This is a genomic window from Thermococcus prieurii (assembly GCF_054657655.1).
Genome location: NZ_BAAHYH010000002.1, coordinates 741,962 through 757,683 on the forward strand (window position 1 = coordinate 741,962; position 15,722 = coordinate 757,683).

Here is a 15,722-nt window from a genome sequence, read left to right on the forward strand (position 1 = left end):
TGGTAGGGGATGACCCATGGAGCCAAACAGTGTTGAGGAGCTTCTGTCGCCCCTTAGACCCGGCGAGACCGTGCTCGTCGAGTACTCCCCGGATTCTCCCGTGGAGCTGTTGTTGCTCTTAATCGCCGAGTGGGCAACGTCTGCAGGAAAACCAATACTGGTGGATGACGTTCTCGACACGTACCCTGAGTTCATAGCAAGACTTAGAACGTTGGGTTTTGACGTGTCCAACCTTTTGGATTTGCCGGTGGTAAAGATAGGGGGCTCCAAAAACGTTGGAAACGTTATAGGAACCGTGGACGTTGACAGACATTCTATAGATTTCAGGTACTATGAGATGGTATACTCCAAGGTAAGGGACGGTGTAATGATAAACCCCGTCATCGGTTTTCACAAGCTGTTCATGGTTCTTACAGATAGGGAACTCTTTAGGCTCATAAGAAACGTTGCAGGCTTCGTCGGCAAGGAAGACCGGATAGCACTCTACCTTATGAACTCTGACGTCGTTGAGTCCAGGCCGGGGGGTTTTGGAGCACTCCTCAGGGAAATAGCGACTACCGTCCTGGGGCTCTACCCCACGGAGAGGGGATACATCCTAGGCGTTGTGAAAACATCGAGGAGAGAACTCCTCGGGAAGGAGGTCGTAATCCTCTAAATCTCTTCCAGCAGTTTCTTCCGCTTTTCCTCGTACTCCTCCTGGCTTATGACGCCCATATCGTAGAGCTCCTTCAGCTTCTTCAGCCTGTCCATCGGGTCTTCCTTCTTCTCCTGAACCGGTGCAGTGTGCGACACGGGGGCAGTTCTCGTGACGAGCTCCTTCGGCTTGTTGAGAACCCATTCCTCGCTGGTGAGGCCCTTCTTAACCGATATGCTCACGGGCTCGACCGCTATCGCGTTGAGAGCTTCCTTAATGGCGTTTATGGTTTTTCTGGCCTCCTCTTTGTCCATCCAGCCGAGCTTCAGCGTTATGCTCTCCTCGCCCTCTATTATGAACTCGGAGCTCATTATGCCGAGCTTGACCGTGACCCTCTCGAGCTTCTGATAGGGCAACGCCCTGACGTCGTACCTCCCGAGAATCTTCTCATCGAGGTAGATAATCCTCCTGTCCGTAACGAGAAGCCACTTGGGCTTTTCAAGGCTCATCTTCTTCTTGACCGAGTAGAGGACGCGCTCCCCGGGCTCAATAATCTTCCCGAGGGCCTTCGGAAGTTCGGGCTCTCCCATGGACAACACCTAACCTAATTTGGCGGTGGAATATATTAACCTGCCGGAAACCGTTTAAGGAAAAGCCCCCTACGGTTTGGGAGGTGTTGGTATGAACTTCGAGAGGAAACCGCTCATCGGCATGGTTCACCTCAGGCCCCTCCCCGGCTCGTACCTCTACGACGGCAACCTTGAGACCGTTACTGAGCTCGCCCTGAGGGACGCCAAAACCCTCGAAAGTGCCGGCTTCGACGCGATAATGATTGAGAACTTCGGAGACGTCCCGTTCCCCAAGACAGTTGACAAGGTGACGGTCGCTTCCTTCACGGCGGTAGCTAAGGCCGTTAGGGACGAGGTGAGCGTTCCGGTCGGGATTAACGTCCTCAGGAACGATGGGGTAGCGGCCTACTCGATAGCCTACGCGATTAAAGCGGACTTCATAAGGGTGAACGTGCTGAGTGGCGTCGCCTACACTGACCAGGGAATCATCGAGGGTATCGCCCACGAGCTTGCAAGGCTGAGGAAGCTTCTCCCGAGCGGAATCAAGGTTTTCGCCGACGTTCATGTCAAGCACGCTGTTCACTTCTTCGACTTCGAGGACGCGGTAAGGGACACCGTTGAGCGCGGTCTGGCCGATGCGATAGTGGTGAGCGGAAAGGCAACAGGAAAGCCAGTAGATTTGGAAAAGCTCGCCCTCGCGAAGAGAATCTCGCCAGTTCCGGTCGTCGTCGGCTCCGGAACGACCTACGACAACCTGCCGGAGCTGTGGAAGCACGCCGATGGGTTCATCGTCGGCACGTGGCTCAAGCGCGATGGAAAGGTCGAGAACGAGGTTTCCTTTGAGAGGGCAAGAAAGCTCGTCGAGCTGGCGGAAAAAATGAGAAGAGGTTCAGAACTTTAAAACCCTCGCGAGGACTATCAGCGGGTCCCAGACCGGCGCGAAGGGCGGTGCGTAAGCAAGGTCAGTGAAGAAGGCGTTCTTCGTCGTGAAGCCGGCCGTTAGCATCGCCGCCGCCGTATCAATCCTCGGAAGGATTTCAGCACCCACCGCCTGAACGCCGAGGAGCCTGTTGGTCTCGTTGTCAACAACGCCCTTCAGCCATATCGGCCTTGCCCCCGGATAGTAGTGGGGCCTTGTGCTCGCCTTTATGAAGGCCGTCCTGACGTCGTAGCCTTCTTTTATTGCCTCAGCCTCAGTCAGGCCGGTCTTGCCTATTTCAACATCGAAGAACTTGGTGACGCTCGTTCCCAGCACGCCGGGGAAGTGGAGCTCCCTGCCAGCGATGTTGCTTCCCGCGACGTAGCCCATCTTGTTTCCTGCCGGAGCGAGCGGAATCCAGACACGCCTTCCGGTTATGAGGTGCTTCGTCTCGGCGACGTCTCCGGCGGCATAGACGTTCTCGACGCTCGTCTGCATCCTCTCGTTCGTCCATATCGCCCCGGTCTCGCCTATCCTGACGCCTATCCCCTTGGCCAGCTCGACGTTGGGTTTTATTCCAGTGGCGAGAATCACGATGTCGGCCTTATACTCGCCGGCGTCTGTGATTACCTTCTCAACTCTCTCCCTGCCCTCGATGCGCATGAGGATTTCCTCGGTGCGGAGGTTTATCCGCTTCCTCATCTCCTCCTCGAGTATATCAGTGATTTCCTTGTCGAAGGCCTTCTTCATAACCCTCTCCCCGCGCTCGATGAGGGTGACCTTCTTGCCCTGGGCTGAGAAGGCCTCGGCCATCTCAACCCCTATGTAGCCACCTCCGATGATTACGACGTCCTCAACACGGTTCTTCTCCATGTACTCCCTGATGGCGACGGCATCGGGCGGTAGGTCTGCTTTGAAGACGCCCGGGAGGTCTATCCCCTCAACGGCGGGAACCCTGGGCGAGGCCCCGTTGGCGAAAACCAAATAGTCCCACTCGTAGGTGTGCTCGCCGTCCCCTTCCCTAACGCGAACGTAGCCCTGGCCGACTTCGATGACCTCGGCCTTGAGGTGGAGGTCTATGCCACGCTTCTTGATGAAGACCTCCGGTGGGTAATGCATGAGCTTTTCCGTCGGTGAGATTCCCTCGACGACGTACGGGATTCCGCAGGGGGCGTGGCTGACCCATTCAGTTGCCTCAAAGACCTTGACGTCCCACTCGGGCTTGAGCCTCTTGACGCGCGAGGCGGTACTCATTCCGGCCGCTCCGCCACCGATGATAACGACCCTCTTCATTCCCATCACCGAGAAGGGTTCAAAACCTTCGGTTAAAAAGGTTGGTGGAGGAAATCACTTCTTGCCCCGGAAATACTTCCTCTTTCCAACGCGCACCATCCTATAAACCTCTCCCTCGCCAACCTCGAAGGGCGGTCTGTTGAGTTCATAAGTTTCGTAGCTCTCCATGTCCATCAGCTGAACCTCACCAAGGGTAACGCTCGTCACCATAGCCTCGCTCTCCTCGTGCTCGACGGTGTCAACTCTCTCCCTCTTGGCAGTCCTCCAGTCGAGGTGCTCGCTCTCCCAGTTCTCTAGGTTCTTGAGCGTTAAGCCCTTGCCGTCAACGCGCTCGACCTCGTAGACGTTGCCCCTCCTGTCGGCCACGATGTCCCCCTTCCTGAACTTCGGAATCCTCACGCTCACGCTCGTCCTGTAGACTTCCCTGCTCGTCTGCCTGTCGAGGCCCACCAGTTCATAGGCCTCGCTTATCGTCCCCCCAAACCTCTCGCGGATTGCCTGCGCTATCTTTCTCGCCGAACTGGTTGAGCCCATGTAGAAGTCGAGGCCCTCTTCCTTCTCTATGGTATCTTGGATGAAGCCCATCCTGTCCTTCCGCATTATCTCGTCAACTTTTTCCTCAACGAGCTTTCCTATGGCCTTCCGCTCCTCCTCGCTCAAAGGTCTGCCTTCGGCGCGAACCTGAAGGATGGCCTCGAAGTAACCGCCGAGGAACTTCTGACAGCGGGGACAGACGGTCTGGCGGACGTAGACGGTAACGCGCTTCCGCTCATCGTGGAGCTCCCTCTGGAGTTCGTGAGTTCTGGCCTTAACGCGAACCTCGTAGATGATTATCGCCGGAAAGTGCTCGATGTGGAAATCCAGGGGCTCGAAGGAAACCACTGCCCTGCCGACGGGCAAATCCTCAATCTCCTCCAGCTCCTCGGGCGAAACGACCTCGTACTCCCTGATTTTCTCGCTGAAGGAATCCTCAAGCTCCTCGAGGAGGGCGTTCTCGGCGACCTCGAAGATGAGCTCCTTAAGCTCGTAGCTCCTCGGGTCAACCCACACTCCCCTCTTCCTGTAGCTCCCGCAGTTCTGGCAGAGCTCCGTGTTCACCTCCTCCCCTATGAGCAGGACCGGATTCTCCTTGCGGTAGCAGACCTGACAGAGGCCCTCGATGAGCGGACCACCTTCCTCCTCGCTTATCCCACAGCGGTAGCAGAACCTCATCCCTCTCACCCGTTTCGAGTTGGGTCGAGGGTTTAAAAAGTCTCAGAAGAGGAGCTTCGCCATCTGCGCGTGGGGGACGCCCTGAATCCTGAGAACCCTCTCGGGGTCGACGTAGCCGAGCTCGATTGCTTTGGATACGCAGCGCTCCCCGGTTAAGTTCGCTATCGTTGCCCTGTCGAGGAGTTCCTCAAGCTTTTCCTCCTCAACGAGTTCGCCCCTGTAAAAGCGCTCCTTGACCTCGAGCTTGAGCTCGCCCTCGCGGAAGGTCTTTCCGATTAGCTCCTCGTCGCACGCCGCGAGGAGAACCTCTCCCTGGACGCGGTAGACCTTGACGTATATCATTTCACCACCGGGAGAAAAGGGAGAAAAGAGGTTAAAAGGGTTTAGCTACCCTGGGACTCAAGCTTCTCCAGGGCCTCCTTGAGTATCTCCACAGCCTTGACCTCGTTAAGGTAGGCCTTCCTGAGAGGCACCAGTAACTGGAGGTCACCGAGGTGGAGGATTATGTTGTTGTTCGAGAGCTCGAGGGCCTTCTGGTAGTACGTGGCGGCGGTCTCGTTGTACTGGAGGGCGAGCTTGAGGGTCTCGTTGCTGACGTTCATCTGGAGGGCCTTCTGGTAGAGCTCGTTGAACTCCTGGAGGTACATGTTGTACCAGCGGTAGGCGAGGAAGTTGAGAGCCGTTAAGGACACGCCGTGGCTCCTGCTGACCTGGACAGGAACCTCGAAGTATCCGTCGGCCTCTATGACCGGGTCTTCCTTGAGGACGACGAAGATGATGTTGCCCTCCTTGTAGTAGTATCCGAGCGGGTTGCTCTTGTCGGTCGTAAGCTGTATCTTCTGACCGTTCTTCCAGACGTATATCTTGCTTATGTTGATGTCCCTGAGGGCGACCACGGCAACACCGTTCTCACCGAGGGTGACGTTGGCCCTTATCGTGACGGAGTAGAGCTTCTTGTAGTTCTCGGTCTTAACATACTTGGCAGTGGTCGTGACGCTGACGCTGGCATTCCATCCTGCGGCGAGGCTGGCGTTGCTCTTGCCAGTGGCAACGGAGTTGATTGCACTTGCGTTAACGACGACGCTCTGGACGTTGTTAACCACGGGGACCTCAACGGTGACGGTTCCCTTTGAGGTGCTGACGTTGGCAACGACGGTGTTGTTCTCGGCCGTAACGTTGGCGCTTCCTCCGACGACGCCGACGGTGACGTTGGTCTCGTTGTTGACGGTGACGGTCTTGACCTTGGCCTCCGTGCTGACAACGAAGTTAACGGTGGCCTTTCCGGTGGCGTTCTTCTCGTCAACTGCGGTAACCGTTAAGGTGTACTTGCCGTTGGTGAGGTTGAGCTCGGCGGTGTAGAGACCAGTGGTGGCGTTGTAGGTGAGGTTGAACTTCTCACCGTTGAGGGTCGCGGTTACCTCCTTAACGCTCGCGTTGTTGTCGTCGACTATCTTGAACTTGACAGGAACGAGTGAGGTGTTGTAAACGGTGGGTTCTGGAGATATCACGTAGACGAGCGGACCCTTGATGTGGACGGTCCTCGGCGGGAGCGCGACCTCCTTACCGTTCGGGTAGGTAACGATGACCTTGTAGGTGTAAGTTCCAGCGTGGAGGTTGAGCTTCTGGGCTAAGTTAGTTGCGTAGTAGTAGTAACCACCTTCCTCTGCACTGAGCTGGTAGCTCTTGCCACCGATGATAATCTCCGCGCCCTTGAGCGGAATGAGGCTGAAGATGCTGACGTTGAAGGCACCGAAGTTAAGGCTCACGTTGTTCGGGGCGTTCTCGTACTTGACCAGCGGGACGGTCACGGGGACCATTATGCTCTTACCGTCCGGTATCGTTATGTTCTCGCCTATCGCCGCCAGTGGGAGGTAGTGTCCGTTGATGTTAAGGAGCAACGTGAAGTTGTAGAGAGTTCCAGTAATACCATCAGGAAGTGCATCGTGGAGCTGTATGTAGAACGTCGCATTCAATGGGGTTGCATTGGTGTCCTCAATGTACTGGGCAAGGTAGTCCAAATCATCCGTAATGTCAAACGCCATTGGACTCTTTGGATAGGGGTGGGTCTGCGGGAACCCGATTAAGTCAAGAGCCTGGGCATACGAGATGTTATAATATGCCGCCACGGCTTCCGCCAACTCGACTACACCTATCTCTACCTGGGTAGTGTTGCTTATGTTCACGTTCGAGGGCAACCACTGGTAGGGTATCCACAGGTAGTTATTGGCCAAGTCGAAGAACGTTATGTTAAACTGGTAGTCGCTACCACCGGGGATAACCCCCACTGCAATTCCTCCGTTGAGTGGCACACTGAGGATTGGACCATAGGGGCTACCATTTGTTACTACGATCCCATCAAAGGTCTCTCCTCTCAGGGTATCGTTTATGCCAACAACGGCCATCAACTTGGGCGTGTAGTGGGCAGCCTTCGGAACGTAAACGTAAGCATAACCCTGTCCAAGGAATATCGGCATCTGCAACACGCCATCCACGGTCATCACTGCTGGGGTTCCCTTCGCGGCATCATATGAGAAGTACCAGTAGCCCCTGTATCCCCAGTCGGTGCCCCAAGAGTTAACCATCACGAAGGCTCCTTTTCCGTCGGGGGTTTCCCTGTTATCGTCGTATCCAATGATGGTCACACCGTGTCCACCGGGCTGATAGTATGTGTAGAAGTTAAGCTCCGAGACTGGGGAGCCCCATGAAGTCTTTATGTAATCACCAAGTGGAATGTGGTGGACCATCAGCTCGAAGTTGTGTATGGCCCAGATGTCCTGGTAACCATGGTTGAATGCCCACTCCGTACCTTTTAGAGAGTAAGTGGACATGTAGAACGTCGCGTTGTTCCACCAGCTCTGGTTGTCTATGTACTTAACTTTGACCCCCTGCTCGAACTTTTGGTACGCCACGGAGATAGTATCGTTAAGGCTTATGTTGTAGCTCTCGAGGACCTTCTCGAAGAGGGCGATAGAGGCGTTGAACTGGGCAGAAAGGCTACCAGCGTATGCCTTGTAATCTTCTATTGCAGTCTCAAGAAGGTACTTCACTGTCTTGTTCACATAAGTCCCATTGGCAAAGCTCTGGTTCTCCCAGTACTCCGATATATACGGAGCGGTCCATTCTAAGTACGTCTCTAAGTGATTTACGATAGCAGATGCATTCGCGTAGTCAAAGAAGTTGTTATACACCATGATACCTGTCTGAACGACATAACCCTCGGCAAGGAGACGCTTGAGGTACTCCCACTGGGTGGCATTGGACAAATCAACGATGTACCAGTTTCCAGGAATGTTTATTCCGTATTCACCCGCTAGATAGTCGTAATAGTTGGCCTTGTTGTGTGGAGCAATCATCCACTGGGTGAGGTTAGGCCAGACCCACGCGTAGTCGCTTGGGTCCCCATAAGGGCCAAGGACATAGAGCGGGAAGTCATTCATGGGTACTGCTCCAATAGTTGAGATAATGTTCATTGCGTCACCGAAGTACGAGCCGTTGTCTGCCCCACCGTTAATGAGGTTGTACACAAACGTGGGGTTCATTATATCGCTCGGCGAGCTCGGGAACGGGTTGTTCCTCCACCAGTTGAGCATGTATGTCCAGACGTAGTAAGTAGAACTCCAGGCGACACATGAACCGACGTAACCCTGGTTTCCAATTGGTGGTAGATACATGGTATTGAGGACGTGGCTTGGTAGGGTCGTAAGTTCAGACGTTACTGAACTTGATGGAAGTGGAGCACCTCTTCCGGGGTAGAATGGAGCGTTCTCAATGGCTCTCTCAAAAACCTTAGCAGTTAGCGGCTTAAAGTGGATTCCGGTAACCTTACTATACTCAGAGGGTGATATCCACTTTAAACCAGTTCCATGCGGCATTGGATTTGCTTCTGCAACTGAAAGAACATGCTGGGACTGAATTGAAACGGGAACTTTCGGCGCTACAGCTGTCGTTGCAAGCCCTGCAGGAACTACTGCAAGCACCATCGCTACCACGATTAAAAGGCTCAACGCCTTTCGATTCATCCAAACACCTCCGATTATGTAGTCATCCACCCTTTAGTTAGTGCCGTGATATAAATATTTCGTTCGCAAATGGACAGGTCAAGACATGAAGATGTTGGCATGGATTTGAAGGGAAAAAATGTAACCAGCCGTTGCACCATTTGAAGTATCAGGAACTAACCCGGAAAATCATAAAACAAAACAGGCTATTGTGAACAGGAGAGAGCCTCCTCAGAAAGACATAAAAGTGGAGGCCCCTACTACAATGGGGGGAAATCATGAGGAAGTACCTAATCATAATAATAGCCCTCGCCATCGTGGGCCTCGTCCTCAACTCGCATGTTCAGCACTACCAAGGAGGGGAAATCTACGAGGCCGCGAACCACGCCTACGGCCTTCTCGTGAGGGGTTTCAACGTCACAATCGTCGTGAAGACCGTCGATGGACGAACCGTGAACGGGACCCTCCTGAGCGTGAGGGGCTCAACAATCTCAATCGTGACCAACGGAACGACGTACACTGTCGGTGGCCCTGAAGCAACGAGGGAGGATATAAAGGCCAAGATGATAAGGGTCATCTACCACGGGAAGGTCTACCTCTACGAGGTTTCTCCGATGGAGGGAAAGGGCAAAGAGGTCTTCTCCAAGCTCCTGCCGAAGCAGTACTATTCCGTTCGCTACTCCGGTAAAATCTACATCGGCGACGCCATAACCCCCATCCAGATAGGCAAGCTGAAGTACCAGGCAGACTACAAGACCTACGGTTCGATAACAATCAACCACCTTGGACCCAATGGAGCCATAATAACCGCCAACATGGTCCCCGTCCAGTACCTCCTCGAGTACCTCGGCAACTACACCGTCTACACCTACGGGCTCCTCTACGTGAACTCGGACGAAAGGAACCTGCCCCTGAAGCTCATTGAGGTGAGAAGTCCATGAGGGACCTTCCGGTCCTAATACCAATCCTCTTCATGGCCTACGTTGCCGTTGGACTGGCCGAGCCAAAGACGATAGCCGTGAGCCTCGCCTTCGCGGTTGCAATACTCCTGGGAATCAGGAGGGGCAAGAGTGTGGAGTGGAACGACGGGGGACTCAAAATAGAAGAGAAGTACATAAACTGGGCGTTCTGGCTGGCGCTCGCGATTATAGCCTATCAAATCATACGGCTCGGGAACGTCCCCCTTCTCCACCCCACGATAAGGACCCATCTGAACCCAAGGCTAACCGCGCTCACGTATTTCCTGGGAGTTCCGTCGAGCGTTTACCTGTTCATACGGGGGAAGAAGTACTCACTGCTCTATCCTGTGGTAGTGTCGCTGTACGCATACAGGACCCCCGTGCTCGTTTCCGTGCTGGCGGTAGCAATCGCCTACTACGAAGGGACGAGGGAGAAAAGCCTCGACGTCAAAAAGCTCGGCGGAATCCTCGGCGGTGGAGCACTCCTCTTCCTCATGATAACCTTCCTCCGCGGAAACGCCCTCTCGAGCCTCTGGGTTCGCTTTCAGAGCACAGTCTCCGCCCTCGATGTCATAGTCTGGCGTGGCGACTGGAGCGGGACGTACGGGGGTCATTTGCAGTGGGCAGGCGTCGTCTCGTACATCCACGGCGGCTACTCCCCTAGAGGGCTGATAGCCAAGTTCCTCTACGTCCACACGGGTGCAACGATAACGGCGACGCTCCTGGGGGGAATGTACCTCGATTTCGGGGTCTTCGCGATAGTCGAGGGCTTCCTCCTGGGCCTCTACTACGGCATGATAATGAACGCGAAGCACCCGACGACGAAGACCCTCTACTACTCGACGCTCGCCTACGGGATAGTTGGGGTTGAGACCGGAATCCTCGACCTGCCCGTCTACGCGCTGTTCCTGCTTGGGGCGTACATCCTATACAAGGGATGGAAGGTGAGGAGACGAAGTGAAGCCCGGTGAGTTCTTCGCCCTGCTCGTGGGGGCCTACGTTGGAACGGCCTGGCTCGGCAAGGTGCTCTACTCATCAACCCTCGGGCGCCTAGAGATAGCCCCTGCCACCTACGCCGTCTTGTTTCTGGTCATTCTATACCTCTCGTACCGCATCGACGCAGGAATCCCAGCCTGGGCCTTTGGGCTCGGCGCCATGCTCCTTTTAATCCCCCTGGGCATTCAGTACGTCCTCGGGGGGTTGGTTGCCCTCGGGATTCTAAGACACCTCATGTCGAGGGACAAGCTCATTCGGGGAACGGTCCCGGCAACGGTCGTCTCGATTGGCCTCGTGGTGGCCGCCTCGCTTCACTGGGGGATTCCCCTGCTGAAGCCGTCCCTCAGGTACACCAGTGCGAGCGTTCCTTTCCTCGTGGCCGGCGACATAATGATTGGCGTCATCGCCGCCAGACCCTCGCTGGGATTTCTCTTAGTCGGGGAAGTGATAGCCATAGTGGGGGCCTCAAGGACGGTTGGGCTCGGTGTCGCGGTTGCGTACCTGCTCAGACTGGCGTACGACGGCAAGCTAACGGTGGAAGAGACCAGGAGGAGGAAGTACGTAATTCTAACGGTGGTCCTGCTGACCCTCGCCGTCTTCGCGGCAAGGTACCACGTTACCATCAAGGAGTACCCCGGCTGGAGGCTTGGTTTCTTCGGGACGCTGATTTACAGGCCTGCATCCTCGTACACGGTTTACGAGCGGCTCTTCCACATGGGAATGCCACTCGGGAATCACGAGCTCCTGTTCACCCCGGACCCAACGGGCTACGTCGGGAGGCTCTTCGGGAAAAAGGTCGGCTACACGTACACGCTCTTCGGTCAGCCGGTCTACGACTTCGGGGTCCTCGGTCTGATTGAGGCAATCATCCTCGGCACCGCCCTCAGAACGGCCTCCAAGAACGGGTTCACGGGGACGTTCGCGTTCACGGTTGCAATCCTGATGATGGACATAGGCATCGAGGGAACGTTCCTGGCTGCAATCCTGTACCTCGCATGCCTCGCACAGTGTACGGAGGGAGGGATATGGAGCGCATCAAAAAGGCAATCCCCGTAGCGGTTTTTCTGTTCGCACTTGGAATTCAACTGGCCACGTTTCCCCCGTGGGACACCCTAACCTACGACGGTGCTCTGTACATCGACATAGCGAGGAACCTAGCGGTGAACCCGACGAGTTTCACCTATCAGGGAGTTTACATGATGTACCGCCCACCGCTCTACCCCTACACGCTGTCGTTATTCTACCACTTCGTCCACAACCCCCTAAGCCAGCTGACGGTCGCAAGGCTCGTTTCAGCCGTGTCGTTCGCCCTGACGGCGGTGCTCGTGTACCTGCTCACGGTGGAGCTCTTTGAAAGGGCAGTCAAGGGGGTCCTCGCCTCGGCGTTCTTCATCTTCAACGCGCTCGCCTTCACGATGGGGATGAGGGAGCTCGTTCACAGCGAGTTCACCCTCTTCTACACCCTCGCCGTTTATTTACTCTACACCGGGAGAAAGAGGGGCAGTGCGGTGAGGATGTACCTCGCCTTCGTCTCCGCGGGCCTGGCAATACTAACGCGCTACACAGGGCTCTCGATAATAGCAGTCTTCGTCGCCTACCTGTGGCTTACGGAATACTGGGAATGGGTCAAAAAGAGGGAGTACCTCGTTGGTTTCGCACTTCTGTTCCTCACGCTGAGCCCCTGGCTCTACCTGGGACACCTCCATTACGGGGGCGCTCTGAGGCCCTTCAAGATAGCCAGCCGTGTTGTGACTCTCGACAGGCCGGTTTCGGTTTTGACGTTTCTCAAATGGCTTGTTGATGACATCGGAGCTGTACTCCCTGCCCTTGCACTCCTCGGGTTCGTTAGGCAGAAGCAGGACGAAAAGGGATGGCTCCTGATAAGCTGGGCCCTCATCGGGTTCGCCATGATAATGACCGTCACCCACAAGGAGACCCGCTTCATAACGTTCCTCGCCCCTGTAATGGGAATCCTGGCCGTGGAAGGGGTTTCCCTAATCGTGGACGGGATTGAAAAAGCCTTTGAGCTCGCGGGGAGGCCGATAAAGCCGTGGAAGAAGGCACTCACAATAAGCCTCGCCCTTCTCCTCCTCGTCCCCGTTGGCCAGAGTGCGTTCCATCTCAAGGACCGGTGGAACATAACTGGTAAGTACGACTCCCACGTTCTCAGGTACGCGAGTGAGCACTATCCTGCCAGGGCACTTCTTGTATCCCCCTCCCTGTACACTAAAGCGGGCTTCTATTATCCGGGCGCCAAGGTTGATATGATGCTCAACCGTAAGAGCGTTGAGGGGAAGATAAGCGGGGGCTACTACGACGTAATCATCATCAAGAACTCCAAAGAGTACCTCAACGTACTCACTAGTGGGAGGTACAAGCTGGTGAGGGAGTTCTACGACGGACTGTTCAAAATCTTTATAAGGCGTTAGAGTTGTCAAAAATGAAATTAGGGCGCCCTATCACCAAATGAACACATTTCCTCTCTTTTTCAACCTTATACACTGAGGAACAGTCTTGGATAGTTAATTTTAAAAGCGGCCGCTCGATATATCACCCGCAGTAATTAAACGGAGGGAATTGCCATGAGCGAATACAAGTTTATAAGGTGGTTCGAGGAGCTCGGAAGGGAGGACGTCCCCCTCGTTGGAGGCAAGGGTGCCAACCTCGGTGAGCTTACCAACGCTGGAATACCCGTTCCGCCCGGATTCTGTGTTACCGCTGAGGCCTACAAGTACTTCGTGAACAACGTCAAGGTTTCTAAGGAGGACATAAAGAAGGTCATGGGCGAGAAGGCCGAGAAGGGCGTCCTCGCCGAGGTTCTTGCCAACGCCCCGGACGAGGCCAGGCCGCTCCAGGACTGGATTATGGACATCGTTGAGAGGACCAACGTTGACGACAGCAGGGAGCTTATGGACAACACCGCTGTCATCAGGGAGCTCATTCTCGCCATGCCAATGCCCAAGGAGATAGCGGATGAGGTTCTCGACGCCTACCACAAGCTCTGCAAGCGCTTCAACAAGGACCCGGAGAAGGGCGAGTTCGTTTACGTCGCCGTCCGCTCCTCCGCTACCGCCGAGGACCTCCCCGAGGCCAGCTTCGCCGGCCAGCAGGAGACCTACCTCGATGTTATAGGAGACGAGGACCTCCTCGAGAACGTCAGGAAGTGCTGGGCCTCACTCTGGACCGCGAGGGCCACCTTCTACAGGGCCAAGCAGGGCTTCGACCACAGGAAGGTCTACCTCAGCGCCGTCGTCCAGAAGATGGTCAACAGCAAGACCAGCGGTGTCATGTTCACCGCCAACCCGGTCACCAACAACAGGAACGAGATAATGATTAACGCCGCCTGGGGCCTCGGTGAGGCCGTCGTCAGCGGTGCCGTTACCCCGGACGAGTACATCGTCGAGAAGGGCACCTGGAAGATAAAGGAGAAGTACATCGCCAAGAAGGAGGTCATGTACGTCAGGAACCCCGAGACCGGCAAGGGAACCGTTCTCGTCAAGGTTGCCGACTACCTCGGACCCGAGTACGTTGAGAAGCAGGTTCTCACCGAGGAGCAGATAATCGAGGTCGCCAAGATGGGCGCCAAGATTGAGGAGCACTACCAGTACCCACAGGACATCGAGTGGGCCTACGACGCCGACGACGGCAAGCTCTACATCGTCCAGAGCAGGCCGATAACCACCCTCAAGGAGGCCCCGGCCGAGGGCGAGGAACTCGAGGAGACCGAGGAGATGGAGGTTATCCTCAAGGGTCTCGGAGCCTCTCCAGGCGTCGGTGCCGGTAAGGTCGTCATAGTCCTCGACGTCAAGGACATCGACAAGGTCAAGGAGGGCGACGTCCTCGTCACCACCATGACCAACCCGGACATGGTTCCGGCCATGAAGAGGGCCAGCGCCATCGTCACCGACGAGGGTGGAAGGACCTGCCACGCGGCCATCGTCGGTAGGGAGCTCGGTATCCCGACCGTCGTCGGTACTAAGGAGGCCACCAAGAAGCTCAAGGACGGCATGCTCGTCACCGTCGACGGAACCCGCGGTGTCGTCTACAAGGGTATAGTCAAGAGCCTCGTCAAGAAGGAGAAGGAGGAGAAGGCCGAGGGCGGCAAGGTCGTCGTTGCCGGTGCCCCGCTCATCACCGCCACCGAGGTCAAGGTCAACGTTTCCATGCCCGAGGTCGCCGAGAGGGCCGCCGCCACCGGCGCCGACGGCGTTGGACTTCTCAGGGCCGAGCACATGATACTCGGAATCGGCGCCCACCCGGTCAAGTTCATCAAGGAGGGCAAGGAGGAGGAGCTCGTCGAGAAGCTCGCCGAGGGTATCAGGAAGGTCGTTGAGGCCTTCTACCCGAGGCGTGTCTGGTACAGGACCCTCGACGCCCCGACCAACGAGTTCCGCGAGCTTCCGGGCGGAGAGGACGAGCCGGTCGAGAGGAACCCGATGCTCGGCTGGCGCGGAATCAGGCGCGGTCTCGACCAGCCGGAGCTCCTCAGGGCCGAGTTCAAGGCCATCAAGAAGCTCGTCGACGAGGGATACGACAACATCGGCGTCATGCTCCCGCTCGTCAGCCACCCTGAGCAGATAAGGAAGGCCAAGGAGATAGCCAGGAGCGTTGGCCTCGAGCCGCACAAGGATGTCGAGTGGGGCGTCATGATTGAGACCCCGGCCAGCGCGCTCATCATCGAGGACCTCATCAAGGAGGGCATCGACTTCGTCAGCTTCGGAACCAACGACCTCACTCAGTACACCCTCGCCATCGACAGGGACAACGAGAGGGTCTTCAAGCTCTACGACGAGAAGCACCCGGCCGTTCTCAAGCTCATCGAGAACGTCATCAAGGTCTGCAAGAAGTACGGCGTCGAGACCAGCATCTGCGGACAGGCCGGAAGCGACCCGAAGATGGTCAGGCTTCTCGTCAGGATGGGCATCGACAGCGTCTCGGCCAACCCGGACGCGGTCGAGCTCATCAGGAAGACCGTCTACCGCGAGGAGCAGAGAATCAAACTCGAGGCCGCGAGGAAGGCCCTCGAGTGAGGTTTTCTCCCCTTTTCTATTCCCCCGATTTTTATTGTAATTCTGGAGCAGGTCGTTTTCGAGGTGTGGCCCTTTTATCCACCCTAAAGCTTTTATACTAACGTTTCGATAG

At 55.9% G+C, this 15,722-nt stretch carries 12 protein-coding genes; 7 read left to right on the plus strand and 5 right to left on the minus strand.

The annotated features are described in order from the left end of the window. The first annotated feature begins 16 nt into the window (after positions 1-16). Complete coding sequence (locus tag ACYQ04_RS07335; protein WP_460128482.1) at positions 17-655, plus strand: DUF257 family protein; 639 nt, start codon at positions 17-19, stop codon at positions 653-655. Here ACYQ04_RS07335 and ACYQ04_RS07340 read toward each other — a convergent pair. Continuing rightward, positions 652-1,224, minus strand: coding sequence for a PH domain-containing protein (locus ACYQ04_RS07340; protein WP_460128484.1), 573 nt, complete (start codon positions 1,222-1,224; stop codon positions 652-654). The genes ACYQ04_RS07335 and ACYQ04_RS07340 overlap by 4 nt on opposite strands. A 91-nt stretch (positions 1,225-1,315) precedes the next feature. On the opposite strand from ACYQ04_RS07340, the gene ACYQ04_RS07345 reads away from it, so the two are divergent. Continuing rightward, on the plus strand, positions 1,316-2,104 hold the full coding sequence (locus ACYQ04_RS07345; protein WP_460128485.1) for a BtpA/SgcQ family protein: 789 nt from the start codon (positions 1,316-1,318) through the stop codon (positions 2,102-2,104). Here the strand turns inward: ACYQ04_RS07345 and cdr are convergent. From cdr to ACYQ04_RS07365, 4 genes are read right to left on the minus strand one after another with little or no spacing between them, the layout of a single operon-like run. Continuing rightward, the gene (cdr, locus tag ACYQ04_RS07350) at positions 2,093-3,421 is read right to left on the minus strand and encodes a CoA-disulfide reductase (RefSeq protein ID WP_460128488.1); all 1,329 of its coding nucleotides are present in this window, start codon (positions 3,419-3,421) and stop codon (positions 2,093-2,095) included. The genes ACYQ04_RS07345 and cdr overlap by 12 nt on opposite strands. 48 nt (positions 3,422-3,469) lie before the next feature. Next, entirely contained in the window at positions 3,470-4,627 is a 1,158-nt protein-coding gene (locus ACYQ04_RS07355; RefSeq protein WP_460130043.1) for a 60S ribosomal export protein NMD3, read from the minus strand. A 42-nt stretch (positions 4,628-4,669) separates the two neighbouring features. Continuing rightward, a complete protein-coding gene (locus ACYQ04_RS07360) occupies positions 4,670-4,969 on the minus strand; it encodes a DUF424 domain-containing protein (RefSeq protein ID WP_460128490.1) in 300 nt (99 codons plus the stop codon). Between the two features lie 41 nt (positions 4,970-5,010). Further along, positions 5,011-8,646: a C1 family peptidase gene (locus ACYQ04_RS07365; RefSeq protein ID WP_460128491.1), complete on the minus strand. Its 3,636-nt coding sequence runs from the start codon at positions 8,644-8,646 to the stop codon at positions 5,011-5,013. Between the two features lie 257 nt (positions 8,647-8,903). Between ACYQ04_RS07365 and ACYQ04_RS07370 the strand changes: the two genes are divergently transcribed. From ACYQ04_RS07370 to ppsA, 5 genes are all read left to right on the plus strand, one after another. Then, positions 8,904-9,566 carry a phospholipase D-like domain-containing protein gene (locus ACYQ04_RS07370; protein WP_099210003.1) on the plus strand — a complete coding sequence of 221 codons (663 nt, stop codon included), beginning with the start codon at positions 8,904-8,906 and terminating at the stop codon, positions 9,564-9,566. After that, positions 9,563-10,555, plus strand: a complete 993-nt coding sequence (locus ACYQ04_RS07375; protein ID WP_460128492.1) for a hypothetical protein — start codon at positions 9,563-9,565, stop codon at positions 10,553-10,555. Before ACYQ04_RS07370 ends, ACYQ04_RS07375 begins: the two co-directional genes overlap by 4 nt. Next, a complete protein-coding gene (locus ACYQ04_RS07380) occupies positions 10,542-11,636 on the plus strand; it encodes a hypothetical protein (protein ID WP_460128494.1) in 1,095 nt (364 codons plus the stop codon). The genes ACYQ04_RS07375 and ACYQ04_RS07380 overlap by 14 nt, the downstream gene beginning before the upstream one ends. Then, positions 11,606-13,009, plus strand: coding sequence for an ArnT family glycosyltransferase (locus tag ACYQ04_RS07385; protein ID WP_460128495.1), 1,404 nt, complete (start codon positions 11,606-11,608; stop codon positions 13,007-13,009). Before ACYQ04_RS07380 ends, ACYQ04_RS07385 begins: the two co-directional genes overlap by 31 nt. A 153-nt stretch (positions 13,010-13,162) precedes the next feature. Beyond that, positions 13,163-15,610, plus strand: coding sequence for a phosphoenolpyruvate synthase (gene ppsA / locus ACYQ04_RS07390; protein WP_460128497.1), 2,448 nt, complete (start codon positions 13,163-13,165; stop codon positions 15,608-15,610). Positions 15,611-15,722: the final 112 nt, after the last annotated feature.